Here is a 19,926-nt window from a genome sequence, read left to right on the forward strand (position 1 = left end):
ACCCCCGCCGAATTCACCCTGTGCCGTCCCCATGGACGTCCTGTCCCTCCCCCGCCGACGATCAACTGATGAGTGCCGCGCGGGGCGGCACCCCTCGGGCCAGGCTCAGCTCGGGGAAGGCCGTCTCGATGACGCGCAGTTCGTCTTCCAGCAACCGGGAGAGATGCTCGTCCCCGGACCGCTGCCGCACCGCCAGCGCCTCCCGGGCGTAGGCCAGGGCCTGTGCCGGCTCGTTCAGGAGACGGTGCACCCTGACGAGCAAGGCGAGCGACTCGCACTCGTTGACCCGGAAGCCGATCTCCCGGGCCTGACGCAGGCCGCGCTCGAGGTAGGACTTCGCCGTCTGCGGATCGCCTCGGTCCAGGCACAGCTCGGAAAGCAACGAGAGGCCGATCGTCTCGTGGTAGCGGTCTCCTGCGGCCTGCGCGAGTGCGAGTCCCTCCTCGACCAGGCTCATGGCCGCCGTCAGGTCGCCCAGCTTCCGACAGGCAATCGCCCCGGTCAGCAGCGAATGACGCTCGCCGACCTCGGAGCCGATCTCCCTGGCGATCGCGCGCTGGACCTCCGTCTGCTCACGGGCCTCCGCGTACCGCTCGAGCTTGAGAAGGGCGACGCCCAGGTTGCCCAGGGCGCGCATCTCGCCGAACCGGTCGCGCAGGCGGCGTCTCAGTTCGAGCTCGGCCTGCTGGTGCAGCAGGGCCTCGGCCGCCCTGCCGAGGTTCAGCAGCGCGAAGGCGATCTGGCCGTGGGCCAGGGACTGGATTTCCTGGTCGCCGGTCCGTTCGCCCACGGCCAGGGCCTGCCTGTTGAGGTCGCGCTGCTCGCGGCGGTGCGCGCCCCTCGCCAGCTGCCAGGTGAGGGCGAACCCGACGTAGGCCCCCAGCCGTGCGACGTCGTCGTTGTCGCTCTGCATCGCCTGTGTGGCGGTGGCGACCACGTCCGGCAGCTCCTCCTCCAGCCAGTCCCTGGCCTCGTCCCCTGTCGCGAGCGCGAGCGGAGGCTGTGTTACGGCGGGCCAGGGAAGCTGCACGCGGTGGGGGTCGAGCACCGTGCTGGCGTGGCGTGCGGTCGCCCCGTAGAAACCGAGCGCGCCCATGAGCGCGTCCTTGCGCGCCTCCGGCGTGAGACGGGCGTCCGCGAGCTCGATCGTGAACAGCCGCACGAGGTCGTGGAGGCGGTAGCGGCCTGGTCCCGAGATTTCCAGCAGGTGTGCGCGTGCGAGGCGGTCGAGGGCGCGCTCGGCGGCGTCGACCGGTTCGCCGAGGAGGGCGGACACCAGCTCTGGGGTCAAACTCGCCACGTGCAGGGCGCCGAGGCGACACATCGTCCGCGCGGCCAGCCGGTCGAGTTCGCCGCCATGGGCCAGACCCTCGTAGCTCAGTTCCAGACTCGAGCGGACGGCCCTTCGGCCCGCCTCCAGCTCGTGCAGCGTACGCCGCCGGTCTTCCAGCCTCGTGCCCAGATCCCGCACCGTCCAGTCCGGACGTTCGGCGAGCCGGGCGGCGGCCAGGCGCAGGGCCAGCGGCAGCAGGTCGCACAGGTGCGCCAGGCGGTCAGCGGCGGCCGGGTCCGCCGCGATCCGTTCCGCTCCCACGAGCTTCGCCAGCACGGTGACCGCCTCCGACCGCAGCAGCCTCCTGAGCACGAGCTGGACGCAGTCGTCGGTCTCCGCGTGCGACTCGCGGCTCGTGATCAGCACGGCGTTGCCGGACGGCAGACCCAGCAGGGCGCGCACCTGCCCGGGCCCCGCCGCGTCGTCGAGCAGGATGAGGGTCCTGCGTCCCTCCAGCCGGTCGCGCAGCACCGCGGCGGCCTCGTCCTCCTCGGACGGCACGGCCCCGCCCGGCAGCCCCAGGGCGCGCAGGAGCCGGCTGAGCACGTCGATCGGCTTCAGGCGCTCGACCCCCGGCGTCGCCCCCTGGAGGTTGACGTACAGCTGTCCGTCCGGGAACGCATGGGAGGATGCGTGGGCGGCCTGTACGGCAAGTGCGGACTTGCCCGACCCGGGGGCCCCGGTGATCGCGACCACCGCCTGCGGGGGTCCGCCGTCCCAAGGGGAGAGCAGGGACCGCAGGCGGACCCGTTCCTCGGTCCGGCCCACCAAGCCGCTCGTCGGCCGCGGCAGCTGGCGGGGAGGCCGCGCCGGGGACTCGACGCCGCGCACGCCGTCCCGCGCCAGCGCGAGCGAGGGATCGGCACGCAGGATCAGTTCGTACCGCTCACGCAGGGGCGTGCCGGGATCCACGCCGAGCCGCTCCGCCAGCAGGCGTTTGACGTCCATGTACGCCTGGAGAGCGTCGGCCTGCCTGCCACAGCGGTACAGCGCGAGCATGAGCAGGTCGCGGGTGCGCTCCCGCAGGGGAGCCTCCGCGGCCAGCTCGGTCAGCGCCGCCGCCGCCTCCTGGTGCAGCCCGAGGTCGAGCAGCGTGTCGGCGTGGTCCTCCCGCGCCGACAGGCGCAACTCCTCCAGCCGGGCCCGTTCCGCCTCCGCGAAGGGGCCGGGGATGCCGCACAGGGCGGGCCCCGACCAGCACGACAGGGCGGCGTCCAGTGCGCGCAGGCCGCTGCGGCGGTCGCCCGCGCCGTGCAGCCGGCGCGCCTCGGCCAGATGGCGTTCGAAGTCCTCCACGTCCACCTGCATGGGCCCGTGTTCTAACGCGTAGCCGCGCGACCGGTTCACCAGGACGGCGTATGGACCGCGCCTGCCGGGGTGGGGCTCCAGCACCCGCCGGAGGCCGGCGATGTAGGTGTAGACGCTCTGCTCGGCCGTGTTCGGGGGGCGATCCCCCCAAAGACCAGTGATCAGCATGTCCTTGGTCGTGACCTGACCGGGCCGTGCGGCGAGGAGGCACAGGCCCGCGCGCTGCAGAGGCGGCCCAAGTTCGACGGGCCGGCCTTCGCGCCATGCGGCGACGGGCCCCAGCAACTGGAGGCGAAAAGGTAAGTGCTGGGGTGTTTCACGCTCTTTCGCGTTATCCATACGTCGTCGGACTCCATGCGGTAGCGGCACAGACGCGTTCTGTGGAGAACTGTCGGGACCGGCTGGCGGCGCTGGTGCGGGAACCCCGCGCTCCATCACTCACAGCGTCCCTCGACGTTCCTCCACTACTACTGCATTACCAAGTCATCCCGTGTTCGCCGCTCGCGGCGGCCCAGGCCCGCCGACTTCGACAGAACCTCAAATATGCCAGCAGGTATCTAAATTTCGTCTAGATATGTGTAGGCCCTGAGGTCACGCCCCTCGTGGTCGGACTCAAGGAGGGAACCTCCCCGCCGACAGCCGCGTCGCTCGGACTGAACGCGGGAGGGCTCCGTCCGGTCTGAGCCTGATGCGCCCCTACGACGGGGGGTCTGCGCCCTGTGTGAACGTAGGTCTGAGTCGGGCGTACGTCGGTGTTGAGCCCGCCACGGGCGAGACCGGGGAGGGCGGCCGAGACGGGGTTCAGCGTCTGCCGTCATGATCTTTCAATCAACAATGCTCGGTCCGAGCCCGCCGAATTGCAACTCCGGATCACCGGTCGAGCCCCATTTTCCGAGTGTATGGAGATGATTCATAAAAATGAAAACGATCGACGGAAGGGGCACTTATCGTTCGACGAACAATGAGGGCGTCTGGGGCCGGCCGATCGAATGAAAATTGGAATGGCGATAGTCCTGAATCGGGCGGCGTCGCAAATCCTGAACAATTCTGGGTGGGGTGCCGCTGTCCACCGGGCGCCAGAGAGGATGCATGGACGGTACGGGGCGCTTCCTGATGTGCATCTCTGGCGTCCCGGCGCGGCTACCAGGCGGCTTCGATCAGCAGCAGTCCAACCGAAGCAGATTTTTCGCCTCCGTAGGAGACGAGGAAGCGCTCGCGGGCGTAACATCACCACCAACCGCCAGTATGGCGGAAATGATGACGGTAAGAACGGGTAGGGCAAGGCGGCGCACGGTGGATCTCCCATCAGCTCAGACTGCCGGGCCTACAATATTGCAGGAGTTGCCAATGGCGGCGCAAGATCTGGTCGGACAGCGCATCAAGGCGATTCGCCGTCAGCGTGGGCTCTCGCAAGCCCAGTTGGCGCATCCCGAACTCTCCGACAGTTATGTATCGCTCATCGAAAGTGGCAAGCGCACGCCCACCCCTGCCGTCCTCGAACTGCTCGCGCAGAAGCTGGACTGCTCGCTGACCTACCTCGTCAACGGCGTCACGGCCGAGCAGATGGAAGACCTGGAAGTCGGCCTCAGCTTCGCTCGCATGGCGCTGGAGAACGGCGAGGTCGCCGAGGCTCGCCGCCGGTACGCGGAGTTGCTCGCCGACGGCAACCTGCAGGGTCTCGCGTCGCTCCGGGTGGATGCCCGCTACGGTTACGCACTGGCCTCCGAGGCGTGTGGCGAGCTCGCCGAGGCCATCTCCGTGCTCGAGGAACTCGGCGAGTCCGAGTCGGACGCGATGCCGAAGGAGCGCAAGATCGCCGTGGCCCTGGCGCTGTGCCGGTGCCATCGGGAGCGGGGCGACTACTCGGCCGCCGTACAGGTGGGTGAGCACGCGCTCGACACCATGTCCCGATCCGGATGGAGCGACGCTCTAGTGGAGCTCGGTGCCACGCTGCTGAGCGTCTACCTGGCGCGGGGCGACCTGCTGCGGGCAGGGCACTTCGCCGCCGAACTGATCGCGGCGGCGGAAGCCCTGGGAACCCCCCGTGCGACGGTCGCGTCGTCCTGGAACGCCGCTCATGTGGCCGAGCGGGCGGGACGCGGGGAGGAGGCCCTTGCCCTGATTGAGCGTGCGCTGGTGATCCAGTCGGAGACCGGCGAGCCGCGCAACTTGGCGCGCCTCCGGCAGACGCACGCGAACATGGTGCTGAGGCTGCACCCGGAGGAGTCGGAGAAGGCACGCGACCTCCTGCTCAGGGCGCAGCGGGACATGGAAGGCGCCGCTACCAGCGCCTTCGACAGAGCGCAGGGCGCTCTCGACCTCGCATGGGTGGAGATCGTCCTTCACCACCCCGAGCAGGCCGTCGAGTACGCGCAGGCCGCCGTCGATTTGGTGCGCGGCACCTCGGGGTGGCTGGAGACGCGGGCCGCCCTGATCCTCAGCCAGGCGCGTTTCCTGCTCCACCAGGACGAGGAGGCGGCCGCGGAGCTGGACAATGTGAGCCATTGGCTGGAGAGCGCACGGGCCACACGGAAAGCGGCCGAAGACTGGACGACGATCGCGGAGATGCGCCGCCGCATCGGCGACGAGTCGCAGAGTGTGGCCGCCTATCAGCGCGCCCTTGCCTCCGCCGGACTGTGACCAGCCGTCGTTTCAGGACGATCTGGTAGCGCGTGCGGTGCTTCGAAAGGCCCGCACGGCCCGGAGCCGGGCCTCGAGCGGCGTGGACGCACCCGTGCCTTCCGTCGGTCTGAGCGGTCCCGGCCGTCTGAGTCGTCCGCTCAGCCCGTCTCCGGCCGGTGAGGAGCGCGTATCGTCATCGCCGCCGCACTGGCGCTCCGGCGATGGCGGACGGATCCCGCCTCGGGACGCTTCCCGGCGCGTTCCCGAACGGTGGGCCTCCGGGACACCGGCGGAGGCGCCACGGGTTTTGCGGCTGTCCCTGGTCTGCCGGCAAGGGGCTCGCCGGGGTCATCCTCAGTACTCCGGTGCGAGGTATGGACCGGGCCCCCACCTCGGTAGCCTGGGAGGTGCCATGAAGACACCCTTCCTCGCCGCCTTCGCCGCGCTCGTGGCGGCTCTCCTGCTATGTGTCGCGCCGGCCCTGCCGGCTCAGGCGCACACCTCGCTCAAGAGTAGCGACCCGCAGAAGAACGCGCAGGTCAAGACCTTGCAAAAGGTCACGCTCGAATTCGCGGACTCCGTCCAGTTCCCGGTCGTGGTCGTCCGCGGTGAGGACGGCAAAAGCTACGAGAAAGGCGAGCCGGTCGTCGACGGGCCCAAGGTCACCGAGGCGGTGACCGAGCCGGTTCCTCCAGGTCGCTATACGATCGCCTGGCGGGTGGTCTCTCCCGACGGGCACCCGCTCGAGGGGGAGATCCCGTTCACCGTCGTCGGCGACCAGTCCGTGGGGGCGGCGACCTCGGCGGCGGCTCCCGGCGACCCGCCGGCGGCATCCGCGCCGGCGGCCGCCGCGCCTGCGGCGGCGCCCGCGGCGCAGGCCGATGACGGCGGGCAGGGGGGCGTCCCCGGGTGGATCTGGGCGGTGATCTTCGGGATCGCCGGCATCGGCATCGGGATGTTCCTGAGCCTGCGGAAGAAGCCGTGAACAGGGCGGTGCGCCTGACCGCCGCGGCGCTCTGCGCGGCCGTCGGCGCACTCGTCATCGCGATGGTGCTCGGTGGCGCCGCGACGCCGCGGATCATCCCCGGCCTGCCCGACGAGGGCACCCTGACCCGCTGGATGCTGCCGCTGTCGAAGCTCGCGATGGACGTCTCCGGCGTCCTGACCGTCGGCCTGCTCGCGGCGGCCGCGGGGTTCCTGCCGAATGACAAGGGCCTGCTCGGCAAGCAGGCGCAGAGTTACGTGAAGGGCGCGTCATGGTCGGCGCTGGCCTGGGCGGTCGCCGCGGCGGTGGCGCTGGTCTTCAGCCTGTCGGAGACCCTCGGCGCGCCGGTGGGGCAGATCCTCGCCGGCAACGAGCTCACCAGCTACGCCAGCCAGGTGCCGCAGGGCATCGCGCTGACCCTGGTTGTGCTGTTCGCCGTCGCCATCGCGCTGTTCGCCCGGGGCGCGATCACAGCGGGCGCCGCCGGGGGCCTGCTGGTCTTCGCGCTCGTGACGCTGCTGCCGCCCGCGCTCACCGGGCACTCCTCCTCCTCGCCCAACCACGGGCTGGCCACCACCTCGGTCGCCATGCACCTGCTCTTCCTCGCGCTGTGGGTGGGCGGCCTCGGGGTGGTCTGCGTGCACGCGCTGCGCGGGCAGCCGCTCCTGGACGTCGCCGCCGCGCGCTTCTCCCGGATGGCGCTGTGGTGCTTCGCCGGGGTCGGCGTCTCCGGGCTCGCCGCCGCCGCCTCGCGCCTCACCTCGATCGGCGAGCTGTTCACCTCGAACTACGGCCTGCTCCTGCTGGCCAAGATCGTCGCGTTCACCGTGCTCGGGCTCGTCGGCTGGCGCCACCGCGGCCGTACGCTGCCGAGGCTGTCGGCGGGGGAGCCGCACGCCTTCCTCCGCCTCGCCCTCGGCGAGGTCCTGGTCATGGGGGCGACGATCGGCCTCGCCGTGGCGCTGTCCCGGACCGCCCCGCCGCCCGTCGACACGCCGGTCGACCGGGCCTTCGAGCTGCTCGGCTATCTGGTCCCGCCGCCGCTGACGCTCGCGAACCTGCTGACACTGTGGTGGTTCGACCTGTTCTTCGCCGTGCTCGCCGTCGTCATGGCCGGTCTGTACGGCGCGGGCGTCGTGCGGCTGGCCCGCCGGGGCGACCGGTGGCCTGTGGGCCGCACGGTCAGCTGGTACCTCGGCGTCGTCATCCTCGTGCTCAGCACGCAGAGCGGCATCGCGCGTTACTCGCCCGTGCTGTTCAGCGTGCACATGACCGAGCACATGGTCCTGTCGATGCTGGTCCCGATCTTCCTGGTGCTGGGCGCTCCGGTCACGCTGGCGCTGCGCGCCGTCAAGCCCGCCACCCGCCGGGGCGACCGGGGCCCGCGCGAGTGGCTCACGGTGATCCTGCACAGCAGGGTGATGAAGTTCGTCAGCCACCCCGCCATCGCGACCTCGATCTTCGTGGTGTCGACCTTCGCCCTGTACTTCACCCCGCTGTTCGCCGCGGCGATGGAGGAGCACCTCGGTCACATCGCGATGACCGTGCACTTCCTGCTGAGCGGCTCCCTGTTCTTCTGGGTGATCATCGGCGTGGACCCGGCGCCGTACAAGCTGCCCTACTACGGGCGGCTGCTGCTGCTCATGGTGACCATGCCGTTCCACGCGTTCTTCGGGATCGCCCTGATGAGCATGGGCACGGTGCTCGCGTCCGGTTACTACGACCAACTCGGGCGCACCTGGGGCGCCTCCGCGCTGATCGACCAGCAGACCGGCGGCGGAATCGCCTGGGCCTTCGGCGAGATCCCCACACTGATCGTGCTGCTCGCGCTCGGCTTTCAGTGGTGGCGCGACGACGAGCGCGTCGCGCGCCGGGCCGACCGCCGGGCCGACGCCGCGGCCGCCAGATCCGGCGGCACCGGGGACGCGGAGCTGGACTCCTACAACGACTACCTGGCGAAGTTGAACAAGCGGGACAGGGCCGCCGAGTAGACCGCCCCGCCGTCCCGAAGCTCGCGCGCCGGGCACGGAACACCCGGGCCGGGCGGTCCGCCGGCTCCTGAAGCTGCTACGGCAGAGTGAGAATCTCGTGACCCGTCTCGGTCACGACGATCGTGTGCTCGAACTGCGCGGTCCGCTTGCGGTCCTTGGTCACCGCGGTCCACTTGTCGGGCCAGATCTCGTAGTCAATCGTGCCGAGCGTGAGCATCGGCTCGATCGTGAACGTCATCCCCGGCACCAGGGTCACCGACAGCGAGGGGTCGTCGTAGTGGGGGACGATGAGCCCGGAGTGGAACGAGGTCGCGATGCCGTGCCCGGTGAAGTCGCGGACGACGCCGTAGCCGAAACGCTTGGCGTACGCCTCGATCACCCGGCCGACGATGTTGAGCTGGCGGCCCGGCGCGACGGCCTTGATCGCCCGCATCATCGCCTCGCGGGTCCGCTCGACCAGCAGGCGGGACTCCTCGTCGACCTCCCCCACCAGGTAGGTGGCGTCGGTGTCACCGTGCACGCCGCCGATGAAGGCCGTGATGTCCACGTTGACGATGTCACCGTCGCGCAGCACGGTGTCGTCCGGGATGCCGTGGCAGATCACCTCGTTGATCGAGGTGCACAGCGACTTCGGGTAGCCGCGGTAGCCGAGCGTCGAGGGGTAGGCGCCGTGGTCGCAGAGGAACTCGTGCCCGATGCGGTCGAGTTCGTCGGTGGTCACGCCGGGGGCGGCGTGCCTGCCGACCTCCTCCAGCGCCTGCGCGGCGATCCGGCCCGCGATCCGCATCTTCTCGATGGTCTCGGGAGTCTGGATGTCGCTGTCGCCCTTCTTGGGCTCGGCCTTCCCCACGTACTCGGGCCGGGGGATGTTGGCGGGAACCTTACGGATGGGCGAGATCCGCCCGGGGCGGAGCAGCGTGGTCATGCGGGCAAGTCTAGTTGCGTGTGAAGGGGGCACGATTGAGGACGTGAGCGATCAATGGTGGTTCTGTCTGAAGCACATGAGCGTCGAGCCCGAGAAGGGCTGCCCGAACAAGGACCGGCTCGGCCCCTACGACACCCGCGACGCCGCCGCCCACGCTCTGCAGACGGCGGCCGAGCGCAACGAGCGCTGGAAGGAGCAGGACAAGGACTGGGACGACTGATCCCCTGACCCTCTTCCCGGGCCCGGCCCTCAGGAGTCTCTCCCCGGGCCCGGTTCTCCCTGCCTCACCTGCCCCGGATCTCAGCGTGCCCTGTCTCACTGTCCATGGGCCGGGGCAGGGGCCGGGGCGGGCTCGGCCGTGTGTCGCCGGGCCGTGGCGCGGCGGGCGACGAACCGGCTGAGCGTCCACACGCCGATGCCGCTCCACACCAGGTTGAGGATCGCCGAGGGCCAGGCCGAGTGGTACGCGCTGTTGATCATCAAGGTGGCCGCCCCGCCGAAGTTGAGCAGTTGGTAGGTCAGCCCGTCCGCGGACATCCTGCCGGAAGACACCATCGCGTACGCCAGCAGGAGGACGACCGCGCCCGCGGTGCCGATGATCGTGATGAAGGTGGACATCAGGACGGCTCGCCGTCCGCACAAATGGTCATGGTGCGATGATCCTGCCCTTGGAGAGTGAAGAGCAAGTGAAGCATTCTTGATCCGAAGATAAGGTCTCCTGCATCGATACCGACGCCGGGCGCCGTTCGCTCAGTCGCTCACGTGCGGGCCGGTGATCCGTTCGGCCAGGCGGGCGAGGCGTTCCCGCAGGCCGAGCTGCCGCACCTCCCCGGCCGCGCTGCTCACCAGGTGCTGCGCCGCGTCGAAGCTCAGGACGGCCCCCTTGGCCGGCACGGCGATCGCGTCGTGGGCCAGCGACTCCAGCTCGGGGTCGCCGCCGTCGACGGCGAGGATCGTGGCGCCGCTGCGGCGGGCGTCGTCCACCCGCTCCAGCAGGGGCACGGGCGCCCGCTGCTCGGCGACCACGAACACCGTCTCGCCCCTGCCGGTGCCGCGCAGGCGCTCCATCCCTACCCGCAGATGGGCGGGCGCGCCGGGCGGCGGCGCCCAGCGGACCAGAGTGGGGGAGAGCTGGGCGAGCCCCGACACCTGAGCCTCGTCGGCGAGGTGGGCGGTGACGTGCCACGGCTCGTCCTCGGGGGTGCCGACGACGAGGAGCCCCCCGGGTGACCGGGTGGCCCGCAGGGCCAGGCCGAGCTCCCGGGTGCGTTCGAGCCATCCCGTGGAGGCGAGCACCTCGCGCAAGAGGTTCACCGATGCGGCGTCCATGAACGTCATGGTGCCTGACACGAGCGCATGAAGTCCCGCCAATCGGTCCTTGACACACCGTTACCAACACGTGACGATCGGTCGGCGGTGCCGAGTACGGAACGTGATCCAACAGCCGGAAGGCGGCTTCATGAACCTTCGCGTTCGTGCCACCCTGTCCATGATCGGGGCTCTCCTGCTGCTGCCCGCGCTCACCGGCACCGCACGCGCGACCTCCGCCGGCGCCGTCGTCGAAGCGAGCCGTACGACGGTCTACCTCGTGCCCGGCAAGCTGCTGGAGGTGCCGGTGAAGGCCTGGCACCTCCGCTACCGATCCACATCCGCCACCGGGCGGCCGAACGTCGTCTCGGGCACCCTGCTCGTGCCCGGCACTCCCTATCCCCTCGGCAAGCGGCCCATAGCGGGGTACGCGGTCGGCACGCACGGCATGGGCGACCAGTGCGCCCCGTCGGCCGCCATGGCGGGAGGCACCGAGGCCGAGCTGGCCATCATGAGCCTGATGCTGCTCAAGGGCTGGGCCGTCGCGGTGACCGACTACGAGGGTCTCGGCACGCCAGGCGACCACACCTACATGGCGGGCCTGTCCCAGGGGCGCGCCGTGCTCGACTCCATCAGGGCGGCGGCGCGGGTGCCGGGCGCGAACCTGTCCGCCGCCGCCCCCGTCGTGGTCATGGGCTACTCGCAGGGCGGGTCGTCGGCGGCCTGGGCCGCCCAGCTCCAGCCGTCGTACGCGCCCGAGCTGCGGCTCAAGGGCGTCGCGGCGGGCGGGGTGCCGGCCGACCTGCGGGCCGTGGCCGACCACCTGGACGGCACCGGCGACTTCGGGCTCGCCGCGGCCGCCGGCATCGGGCTGGACGCCGCCTATCCCGAATTGCACCTGGACGGCTACCTGACCCCCGAAGGCGCGACGCTGTTCGGCGACGCCCGCGACGACTGCGTGGGCGACCTGCGGGCGAAATTAGGCGGGCGGCGGCTGGCAGAATTCACCACCGCCGACGTGCTGAATCTGCCGGACTGGCGGGCCCGTCTCGCCGAGAACCGCCTCGGCGCGTCCGCGCCGCGGGTGCCGCTGTTCCTCTACCACGCGACGGGCGACGAGATCATCCCGTACGAGGTGGGCACAACCCTGCGCAAGGAATACTGCGCTCAGGGCGCGAACGTCCTGTGGACCGGCCTGCCGGCCGGCAGCCACGTGCTCGGCGCGGTCGAGGGCGGCCCGCCGGCGGTCGCGTGGCTGGCCACCCGCGTCGCCGGCCTCCCCGCGATTCCGAACTGCTGAGCGCCCCGGAAACCACGGCCGGCGCGCTCCTCGGGCGCGGAACGCCGGGCGGGTGGCCATGACGCCGATCGCCCGCGCGCTTCAGCGAGCCGAGTGGACGAGGTCGCCCTCGTAGGCCGCGATGACGAGGTGCGCGCGATTTCGTGCCTGGAGCTTGCTCAGCAGGTTGCCGATGTGGGTCTTGACGGTTTTGATCGAGATCGTGAGCCGCGCCGCGATCTCGTCGTTGGAGAGCCCGTGGCCGACCAGGGTGAGGACCTCGGTCTCCCGCGCGGTGAGAGCGTCCAGGCGCGCCGGCTTCGCGCGCGCCGGCTGCGCGATGTACGCCTCGATCATGCGGGTGAGGACCTTCGGGGCGAACGGCGATTCGCCCCGATGAGTCCGGCGGATCGCGTCAAGGAGGGCGTCGGGGTGGGAATCCTTGAGGAGGAAGCCGCTGGCGCCGGCGTGGAGGGCGGCGCGGACGTACTCGTCGAGCTCGAACATCGTGAGCACGATGACCTTCACGGATCCGGTTCCTGCGCCGGTCGTGACGCGGCGGGTGGCCGCGATTCCATCGGTGCCCGGCATCCGGATGTCCATGAGCACGACGTCGGGACGCAGTTCGGCGCTGAGCCCGACGACCTCATCGCCGGTGCCCGCCTCGCCGACGACCGTCATGTCGTGATTGGCGTTGATGACGGCGGCGAGGCTGTGGCGCAGCAGGGGCTGGTCGTCGGCGATGACGACGCGAATCGAGGTTCCGCCGTCGTTCATGACATTCCGGCCTCGGGAATACGGGCGGTGACGCGAAAGCCGTTGTCGGCGTGTTCGGCGTCGAAGGTCCCGCCGATCGCGGTGACGCGTTCCCTCAGCCCCTCGATTCCGTGCCCGGCTCCCGGGTGCGGGGTCCATCCGTCCACCGGGCCTTCGTCCCAGACGCTCGTGACGATCCAGTCGCCGTCGCGGCGGACGTACACGTTCGCGCTGGTCGGTCCGGCGTGCCGAGCGGTGTTCGTTAGGGCTTCGCGCACGATGGAACAGACCGCGAGCTGTGCCCCGGAGCTGATGTCGTCGATCTCGCCGAGCTTGAGGGTGACGGCCGGGCCCGCCCTTTCGGCGTCCTCGATGATGGCCGGCAGGTCGTGAAGGGATTCCGCGGGCCGCAGAGGCGCGGTCGTGCCAGTCGAGTCACGCAGCACGTTGAGCATGCGGCGTAGCTCCGTCGTGGTCTGCCGTCCGATGCGCTCGATGTCCGACAGCGCCGCAGAGGGGTCGTCCCCGGTGCCGGGATAGCGTGCCGCGCTCGCGCGGACAGTGATCAGGCCGAGGCCGTGGGAGACGATGTCGTGCAGCTCGCGCGCGATTCGGAGCCGTTCCGCCTGTGCCGCGCGCTCACCGGCCCACGCGGCGATCCGCGCTTCGTACGCGATGCGCTGCCGGCGCGCGTGGAACGCCGCCCACACGGTGACCGCCAACGCCAGCGCGGCGATGACGACGGGGAGAACGACCGCGGCCCGCCCTCCGCGGTTGACCGAGAGAAGGACGAGTAACAGGACGACGTGAACGGCGATGGCCGGTGGCCAGACTCGCCGCCCGCGACTCGGAAGTGCTTGATCGGCCCCCATGCTCCAAATCTACGGACGCGCCCCGGACGGCGCATCGGACCAGGGTCCGAGAGATCTGGGTCCGAGCCGCGAATCCGAGTCCGGTCGCCGGTCCGATGACCGGAGGTGATGCTCCGCGTTCAGATGTGGAGGTGATTACGATCGACGACCTCGTCAAGCGGCGGGGTTCCAGAACGATTCTGAGCGGCATCAGCTTCCAGGCCCGCCCCGGGAGGGTGACCGGGCTCCTCGGCCCGAACGGCGCGGGCAAAAGCTCCACACTGCGCGTTCTGCTGGGCCTGGATCGGGCCACCTCCGGCACGGCGCTCATCGGTTCCGTCCCGTTCGTGAAGCTTCGCAATCCGCTCGCCACGGTCGGGGCCGTGCTGGACGGCTCCGGCGCGCATCGGGCGCGGACGGGCCGGGCGCACCTGCGGTGGGTGGCCCGCTCCGCGGGACTGCCGCGTGCGCGCGTCGACGAGGTGCTCGAGATCGTGGGCCTGACGAACGCCGCGTCGAAGCGGGTCGGCGGCTACTCCCTGGGCATGGGGCGTCGCCTCGGGCTGGCGGCGGCGCTGCTCGGCGACCCGGAGATTCTGGTCCTGGACGAGCCGGTGAACGGGCTGGACCCGGACGGCATCCGGTGGATCAGGACCCTCCTGCGCGAACGCGCCGCGTCCGGCCGGACCGTGCTGCTGTCCAGCCACCTGATGGAGGAGCTCGCGGCCACAGTGGACGACGTCGTGGTCGTCAACGAGGGCACGGTCGTGGCGGACGGCACCCTCGACGAGGTCACCGGCTCCCACCGCACCCTTGAGGACGCGTTCTTCGCCCTCACCACGGGTGCACCATGAGGGCGCTCGCCGCGGAGGTCTCGAAGCTCGCCTCGTTGCCGGCGGCGTGGATCGCGGCGGCGGCCGGGGTGCTCGTGCCGGGCGTCGTCGCCGCGATCACCGCGTCGTCGACCCGCGGCGCGATCGCCCGCGGCGCCGCGACCGTCGCGGGGGCCGACACCGGATATCAGGAACTGGCGTTCGGCGTGGTCGGCGCGATCATCCTCGGTGTCGTCGCCATCAGCAGTGAGCACTTCACCGAGAGCGCGGAGTCCGGAGGCGGGCGTCAGATCACCACCAGCCTGACCGCCGTTCCCTCCCGGCTCCGGTTCCTGCTCGCGAAGGTCGCCGCAGTGGCGATCACCGGCGCGGTACTCGCGATCATCGCGTCGGGGACCACCATGGGCGTCATCCACGTGGTGCTCGGCGAGCACACCCCGGCAATGGGAGCGGACGACGTTCCGCGGCTGGCCGGTGTCGTCTGCTACTGGGTGTGCACCGCGCTCCTCGCCTCCGGGATCACCGTGCTCACCCGCCACGGGGTCGTTCCGCTCGCGGTGCTCATCGCGAACACGTCGGTCGTCTCCGTCACCTACCTGCTGACCAAGATCACACCGCTGGCGAACTATCTGCCCGACATGGCCGGAGTCCGTATGTTCATCCGGAAGCTCCCCGGCAGCACCGCCGAGATGAGCCCGCTCACCGGAGGACTGGTGATGACCGCCTGGGTGGCGGTGCTGCTCGTGGTCGCCGCGATCTCGTTCACGCGGAGGGACGCATGACGGTCCCCCCGGCGACTCGCACCCGTGGCCGGGAAGGAGCCCAGGCGCTCGCGGCGGAGCTGTCGAAACTCGTGTCTCTACCGGCGACCTGGCTGACGCTCGGAGGCACTCTGGTGGTGAATCTGATCCTCGCGACCGCGTTCACGACCGCCGGCCTTCAGGGTTCCACCGGCACCAAGAGCGCCGTCGACATCGGACTGGCGTCGATCGGCTACGCGCAGGCCGGTTTCGTCATCCTCGGCGTCCTGGCCGCCTGCTCCGAGTACACCGGCGGGCAGATCCGCACCACTCTGACCGCGATGCCCCGCCGCGCCCTTCAGCTCACCGCCAAGCACCTCGCGTTGGCGATCGTCGTGTTTCCCGCGGCGGCGAGCACGGCTGCGTCCGGAGTCGTGCTCACGGCCGGTGTGCTCGGTGGCACCGCCGCGCCGGTGACCTCAGGTCACGTCGCGGGGGCACTGATCGGTGTGACCGCGTATCTCGCGCTCACGACGTTGATCAGCGCCGCCGTCGGTGCGCTCGTGCGCCGGACTCTTGCGGCGGTCGTCGTCCTGCTGGGGTATCTCTTCGTCGCCGGACCGCTCCTGCGCGACCATGTCCCTGCGGCGAAGTACCTCCCGGACAGCGCCGGATTCGCCATGTGGTTTCCGTCGGCGCGGTTTCCGTCGGCCGGCGACGCAGGCGCGGTGACGCCGGCGCAGGGTGCCCTGCTGCTCGTGGCCTGGACTGCCGTCCTGATCGCCGCCGGCGTGCTCGGATACCGCCGATGGGACGTGTGACACCCAATCGGCGGACATCGTGGCGGGGACGCCCCCGAGGGCTCATGGCGCCGGCCTGCTGGCATGATCTGACCCATGGCTGAGCACACCTCCGTAGACCTGCCCGACGTCTCCGCGCTGACCATCGGCATCCTGGGCGGGACCGGAGACCAGGGCAAGGGACTGGCCCGCCGGTTCTCGCTGGCCGGGCACACCGTGCTGATCGGCTCGCGCAGCGCCGAGCGCGCCCAGGAGGCGGCGCGTGAGATGGGCGTACGCGGGGCCGCGAACGCCGAGGTGGCGGCCGAGGCGGACGTCGTGATCGTCGCGGTGCCCTGGGAGGGGCACAAGGCCCTGCTGGAGTCCCTGCGCGAGCCGCTCACCGGCAAGATCGTGGTGGACTGCGTCAACCCGCTCGGCTTCGACAAGCAGGGGGCGTACGCGCTGCCGGTGGAGGAGGGCAGCGCGGCGCAGCAGGCGGCGGCGGTGCTGACCGGCAGCCGGGTGGTCGCGGCCTTCCACCACGTGTCGGCGGTGCTGCTGCTCGACCCGTCGGTGGCCGAGATCGACCTCGACGTGCTCGTGCTCGGCGACGACCGCGAGGCCACCGACGTCGTACGCGCGCTCGCCGGCCGCATCCCCGGCGCACGCGGCGTCTACGCGGGCCGGCTGCGCAACGCCCACCAGGTCGAGGCGTTCACGGCGAACCTGATCTCGGTCAACCGCCGATACAAGGCCCACGCCGGTATCCGGGTGACCGACGTCTAGCCACCCGCGCTTCATCTGATCGTCACGTCGGAGACGTGGTCGTTCACTACCTTCGGGCGCTGTCGTCGCTGTCTGAAAGGTATCCAGTGCTACGTCACGTCTCCGCCGGTCTGGCGATCGCCGCCGCGCTCACCCTCACCACCACCGGTACGGCCGCCGCCGGCCCGGCCAAGGGCCCCGTCGTCGTCGCCGACGTCACGCTCCCCGCCCCCGCGCTGAAGCAGGTGCAGCCGACCATCGCGGACGACCGCGGCGTGCGGCTCGGCGGCGTCGGCAGCGGCCTGTTCCCGGCCGGCCCGGCAGGGGAGTTCTGGCTCGTCACCGACCGCGGCCCGAACGGCCAGCCGACCGTTGACGGGGAGAAGCGCCGGACCTTCCCGGTGCCCGAGTTCGCCCCGGCGATCGTCCGGGTCGCCCTCGCGCGCGGCACGGCGAAGATCAAGCAGTACATTCCGATCGTCGGCGCCTCCGGCCGGTCCGTGACCGGTCTGTCGAACCAGGCAGGGCACGACGAGACGCCCTACACCTGGGACGCCCGCACGGTTCTGCCGTACAACCCGAGCGGGCTGGACGTCGAGGATCTCGTGCGCACCCGCGACGGCGACTTCTGGCTGGTCGACGAGTACGGCCCGTCGTTGGTGCGGGTGTCGCCGGACGGCCGGGTGCTGGAGCGGCACGTCCCCGCGGGGCTTGGGCTGACGGGCGCGGACTACCCGGTGAAGGAGACGCTGCCCGCGATCCTGGCGAGCCGTCAGCAGAACCGCGGGTTCGAGGGCCTCGCGATCTCGTCCGACCAGCGCACGCTGTACCTGGCCGTGCAGAGCCCGCTGGCCAACCCCGGCAAACAGGCCGCGAAGAAGTCGCGGTTCGGGCGCATCCTCACCTTCGACCTGCGCAGCCGGAAGGTGACGGGGGAGTATCCGTACCAGTTCGAGGACGTCACGACCTTCGATCCGAAGGTGAACGGCGACCAGAGCGAGATGAAGATCTCCGGCCTCGCGTACGCCGGGCGGGACCGCCTGCTCGTGGACGAGCGCACCGACAACGTCGCGCGGGTGTACTCCATCGACCTGAAGAAGGCGACGAACCTGCTCGGCGGGCCGTACGACGACCCGGAGACCAGCCCGTCGTTGGAGGAGCTGACCGGCGCGTCCGGCCTCAGGCTGCCCGCCAAGTCGCTCGTGCTGGAGCCGAACGCGCTGGTGCCGTCGCTGCCCGGCAAGATCGAGGGGCTGGCGGTGCTCGACCCGCACACGATCGCGCTGGCCAACGACAACGATTTCGGCCTCGGCGACTTCGGCCCCGACGGCAGGCTGGTGGACAGCGGCGTGCCCAACCGCCTCGTCGTCGTCCGGCTCGCTCGCGCGCTCGACGCCCGCTGAGCGCGGCCCACTGCGGGCACCCGCTCGCGGGCGCGGCTACGCGGCGCTCGCGAGCAGCCAGTCGGCCACCGCCTCGGGGGCGACGAGCTGGTGCAGGTGCTCGCCGGGGACGCGGGCGACCGGCCAGCCGCGCTCCCCGGCCTCGTGGGCGAGGGTGGCGTACGCGTCCGCGAACCACAGATAGCCGCTCCTGAGGTGGTCCCATCGGGCGGGCACCGGGATCTCCTCCAGGTAGTACGCGAGGGGCAGCCGCGCCTGCTCGGCCACGACCACCTGGCGGACCACCGGGTCGGGCAGGAGGGCGGCGACGTCGTCCTCGGGCCACCAGTCGGTCCAGCGGGGCAGGACGCCCGCGTCGTCGGCGAGCCCGCGCAGGAAGGCGAGGTGCTCCGGCTCCGCCGCCTGGCACGCGCCCCTGCGCGGCGGCAGGGCGGCGTCGACGAACAGGCACGCGGCGACCTGCCCGGCGAGGGCCTGCGCGATCAGCGGCACGAACAGCCCGGCGTTGCTGTGCGCCACGACGGCCAGCGGCCCGCGGGGTGCGCTCGCCACCACCTCGCTCACCACTCTCGGCCAGTAGGGCGGCGGACCGGCCGTCACGTCGGTCAGCGGGGGAATCACGGCGGTGTGCCCGCGCGCCCGCAGGATCTCGGCGACCGGGGTCCAGGTCGAGGGGCCGACGGAGGGGCTGTGTACGAGCAGGAAGCTGACATCCACTCCCTCATCCTCGCCATGGACGGCGGGGCCGGGACCGTTCTCCGCTCGGCGCGTAACCGGTCGCGAGGCGCCAATCTGACAAGAGCGGCCTTTTTGGTTCATTCTGGACGGCATGAGCTCCCTGCATCCTGAGACGCGCGTCGTCCACCTGCCCCGGCCCACGCCGGAGACCAGCACGCCGATCTCCATGCCGATCTATCAGACGTCGGGATTCGTCTTCGACGACCCGGCGGTCTTCGCCGACGGCATGGGGCGGCCCGACGGGGCGTACGTCTATGGCCGGCTCTCCAACCCCACCGTGCGCGCGCTGGAGGAGGCGGTCGCCGGCCTGGAGGGCGGCGTGGCCGCCGTCGCCACCGGCTCGGGCATGGGCGCGATCAACGCCGTGCTGCTCGGCCTGCTGAAGTCGGGCGACCACGTGATCGCCCAGTCGGCGCTCTACGGTGCCACCGCGCAGACGCTGGCCGACCTGGCGGAGCGTTTCGGCGTCGAGGTCACCCGCGTGCCGGAGGACGACCCCGCGGCCGTACGCGCCGCCGTGCGGCCCACGACGAAGCTGCTGTATCTGGAGACCATCGCCAACCCGATGACGCAGGTCGCCGACCTGCCGGGGATGTGCGCGGCGGCGCGCGAGGCCGGGATCCTCACCGTGGTCGACAACACCTTCGCCTCGCCGATCCTGTGCCGTCCCATCGAGCACGGCGCGGACATCGTGGTGCACTCCGTCACCAAGTACCTGTCCGGGCACACCGACGTCGTCGGCGGGATCGCCGTGTTCGCCTCCGATGAGGTGTATCGCAGGGTGTGGTCCTACTCGGTGGAGCTCGGCGCGACGGCCGACCCGTTCGCCGCGTGGCTGACCCTGCGGGGGATGCAGACGCTGCCGCTGCGGATGGAGCGCCACTGCGCCAACGCCCGCGTGCTCGCGACGCGGCTCGCCGGCCATCCGGCCGTGGCCGCGGTCCACTGGCCGGGCCTGCCGTCGCACCCGTCGCACGAGCTCGCGGCGAAGCTCCTGCCCGACTTCGGCGGCGTGTTCTCCTTCGACCTCGCCGCAGGGCGTCCCGCCGGCGAGGCGTTCATGCGCAACGTGCGGCTCGCGCTGCTCGCGCCCTCGCTCGGCGGCGTGGAGACGCTGATCCTCCACCCGGCCACCACGTCGCACCGTTCGGTGAGCGCCGAGGGCCTGGCTGCGGCGGGCATCGGCGAGGGGACGGTCCGGGTGGCCGTGGGCATCGAGCACGCCGAGGACCTGTGGGCCGACTTCGCCCAGGCGCTCGACGCGATCTGAGGCACCCCCGTAGGTGACGCCGGTCAGGGGCGGCCGC

General features: G+C 71.1%; 18 protein-coding genes. 11 read left to right on the forward strand and 7 right to left on the reverse strand.

Annotated features, from left to right (window positions below; translation table 11 throughout):
* Window positions 1-61: 61 nt before the first annotated feature.
* On the reverse strand, window positions 62-2,980 hold the full coding sequence (locus tag FLX07_RS05605; protein WP_167748129.1) for an AfsR/SARP family transcriptional regulator: 2,919 nt from the start codon (window positions 2,978-2,980) through the stop codon (window positions 62-64).
* 1,008 nt (window positions 2,981-3,988) lie between these two features.
* On the opposite strand from FLX07_RS05605, the gene FLX07_RS05610 reads away from it, so the two are divergent.
* The 3 genes from FLX07_RS05610 (at window position 3,989) to FLX07_RS05620 (ending at window position 8,239) form a co-directional block, all read left to right on the forward strand.
* Window positions 3,989-5,281, forward strand: coding sequence for a helix-turn-helix domain-containing protein (locus FLX07_RS05610; protein WP_142568364.1), 1,293 nt, complete (start codon window positions 3,989-3,991; stop codon window positions 5,279-5,281).
* 394 nt (window positions 5,282-5,675) lie between these two features.
* Window positions 5,676-6,248 carry a copper resistance CopC family protein gene (locus FLX07_RS05615; protein ID WP_142568365.1) on the forward strand — a complete coding sequence of 191 codons (573 nt, stop codon included), beginning with the start codon at window positions 5,676-5,678 and terminating at the stop codon, window positions 6,246-6,248.
* Complete coding sequence (locus tag FLX07_RS05620; RefSeq protein WP_229689626.1) at window positions 6,245-8,239, forward strand: bifunctional copper resistance protein CopD/cytochrome c oxidase assembly protein; 1,995 nt, start codon at window positions 6,245-6,247, stop codon at window positions 8,237-8,239. Before FLX07_RS05615 ends, FLX07_RS05620 begins: the two co-directional genes overlap by 4 nt.
* 76 nt (window positions 8,240-8,315) lie before the next feature.
* Here the strand turns inward: FLX07_RS05620 and map are convergent, their stop codons facing one another.
* Window positions 8,316-9,164, reverse strand: coding sequence for a type I methionyl aminopeptidase (gene map, locus FLX07_RS05625; protein ID WP_142568366.1), 849 nt, complete (start codon window positions 9,162-9,164; stop codon window positions 8,316-8,318).
* 43 nt (window positions 9,165-9,207) lie between these two features.
* On the opposite strand from map, the gene FLX07_RS05630 reads away from it, so the two are divergent.
* On the forward strand, window positions 9,208-9,384 hold the full coding sequence (locus FLX07_RS05630) for a hypothetical protein (RefSeq protein ID WP_223852875.1): 177 nt from the start codon (window positions 9,208-9,210) through the stop codon (window positions 9,382-9,384).
* A 95-nt stretch (window positions 9,385-9,479) separates the two neighbouring features.
* On the opposite strand, the gene FLX07_RS05635 is transcribed toward FLX07_RS05630, so the two are convergent.
* Complete coding sequence (locus FLX07_RS05635; RefSeq protein ID WP_189104940.1) at window positions 9,480-9,782, reverse strand: CBU_0592 family membrane protein; 303 nt, start codon at window positions 9,780-9,782, stop codon at window positions 9,480-9,482.
* Between the two features lie 132 nt (window positions 9,783-9,914).
* On the reverse strand, window positions 9,915-10,493 hold the full coding sequence (locus tag FLX07_RS05640; RefSeq protein WP_189104941.1) for a hypothetical protein: 579 nt from the start codon (window positions 10,491-10,493) through the stop codon (window positions 9,915-9,917).
* A 130-nt stretch (window positions 10,494-10,623) separates the two neighbouring features.
* Between FLX07_RS05640 and FLX07_RS05645 the strand changes: the two genes are divergently transcribed.
* Complete coding sequence (locus FLX07_RS05645; RefSeq protein ID WP_208762091.1) at window positions 10,624-11,772, forward strand: lipase family protein; 1,149 nt, start codon at window positions 10,624-10,626, stop codon at window positions 11,770-11,772.
* An 81-nt stretch (window positions 11,773-11,853) separates the two neighbouring features.
* On the opposite strand, the gene FLX07_RS05650 is transcribed toward FLX07_RS05645, so the two are convergent.
* Window positions 11,854-12,528 carry a response regulator transcription factor gene (locus FLX07_RS05650; RefSeq protein ID WP_142568368.1) on the reverse strand — a complete coding sequence of 225 codons (675 nt, stop codon included), beginning with the start codon at window positions 12,526-12,528 and terminating at the stop codon, window positions 11,854-11,856.
* Complete coding sequence (locus FLX07_RS05655; RefSeq protein WP_142568369.1) at window positions 12,525-13,379, reverse strand: sensor histidine kinase; 855 nt, start codon at window positions 13,377-13,379, stop codon at window positions 12,525-12,527. The genes FLX07_RS05650 and FLX07_RS05655 overlap by 4 nt, the downstream gene beginning before the upstream one ends.
* A gap of 131 nt (window positions 13,380-13,510) precedes the next feature.
* Here FLX07_RS05655 and FLX07_RS05660 point away from each other — a divergent pair, with 131 nt between their 5' ends.
* From FLX07_RS05660 to FLX07_RS05680, 5 genes are all read left to right on the forward strand, one after another.
* A complete protein-coding gene (locus tag FLX07_RS05660; protein WP_142568370.1) occupies window positions 13,511-14,212 on the forward strand; it encodes an ABC transporter ATP-binding protein in 702 nt (233 codons plus the stop codon).
* Window positions 14,209-14,973, forward strand: a complete 765-nt coding sequence (locus FLX07_RS05665) for an ABC transporter permease (protein ID WP_142568371.1) — start codon at window positions 14,209-14,211, stop codon at window positions 14,971-14,973. Before FLX07_RS05660 ends, FLX07_RS05665 begins: the two co-directional genes overlap by 4 nt.
* Window positions 14,970-15,752, forward strand: a complete 783-nt coding sequence (locus FLX07_RS05670) for an ABC transporter permease (RefSeq protein WP_142568372.1) — start codon at window positions 14,970-14,972, stop codon at window positions 15,750-15,752. Before FLX07_RS05665 ends, FLX07_RS05670 begins: the two co-directional genes overlap by 4 nt.
* Before the next feature lie 75 nt (window positions 15,753-15,827).
* Window positions 15,828-16,499, forward strand: a complete 672-nt coding sequence (npdG, locus tag FLX07_RS05675) for an NADPH-dependent F420 reductase (protein ID WP_142568373.1) — start codon at window positions 15,828-15,830, stop codon at window positions 16,497-16,499.
* A gap of 86 nt (window positions 16,500-16,585) precedes the next feature.
* Complete coding sequence (locus FLX07_RS05680; RefSeq protein WP_229689627.1) at window positions 16,586-17,881, forward strand: esterase-like activity of phytase family protein; 1,296 nt, start codon at window positions 16,586-16,588, stop codon at window positions 17,879-17,881.
* Between the two features lie 36 nt (window positions 17,882-17,917).
* Here the strand turns inward: FLX07_RS05680 and FLX07_RS05685 are convergent, their stop codons facing one another.
* Window positions 17,918-18,598, reverse strand: a complete 681-nt coding sequence (locus FLX07_RS05685; RefSeq protein WP_142568374.1) for an alpha/beta hydrolase — start codon at window positions 18,596-18,598, stop codon at window positions 17,918-17,920.
* Between the two features lie 112 nt (window positions 18,599-18,710).
* On the opposite strand from FLX07_RS05685, the gene FLX07_RS05690 reads away from it, so the two are divergent.
* Entirely contained in the window at window positions 18,711-19,889 is a 1,179-nt protein-coding gene (locus FLX07_RS05690; protein ID WP_142568375.1) for a trans-sulfuration enzyme family protein, read from the forward strand.
* Window positions 19,890-19,926 lie beyond the last annotated feature (37 nt).

It is taken from the genome of Microbispora bryophytorum, assembly GCF_006874465.1.
GTDB lineage: Bacteria > Actinomycetota > Actinomycetes > Streptosporangiales > Streptosporangiaceae > Microbispora > Microbispora bryophytorum.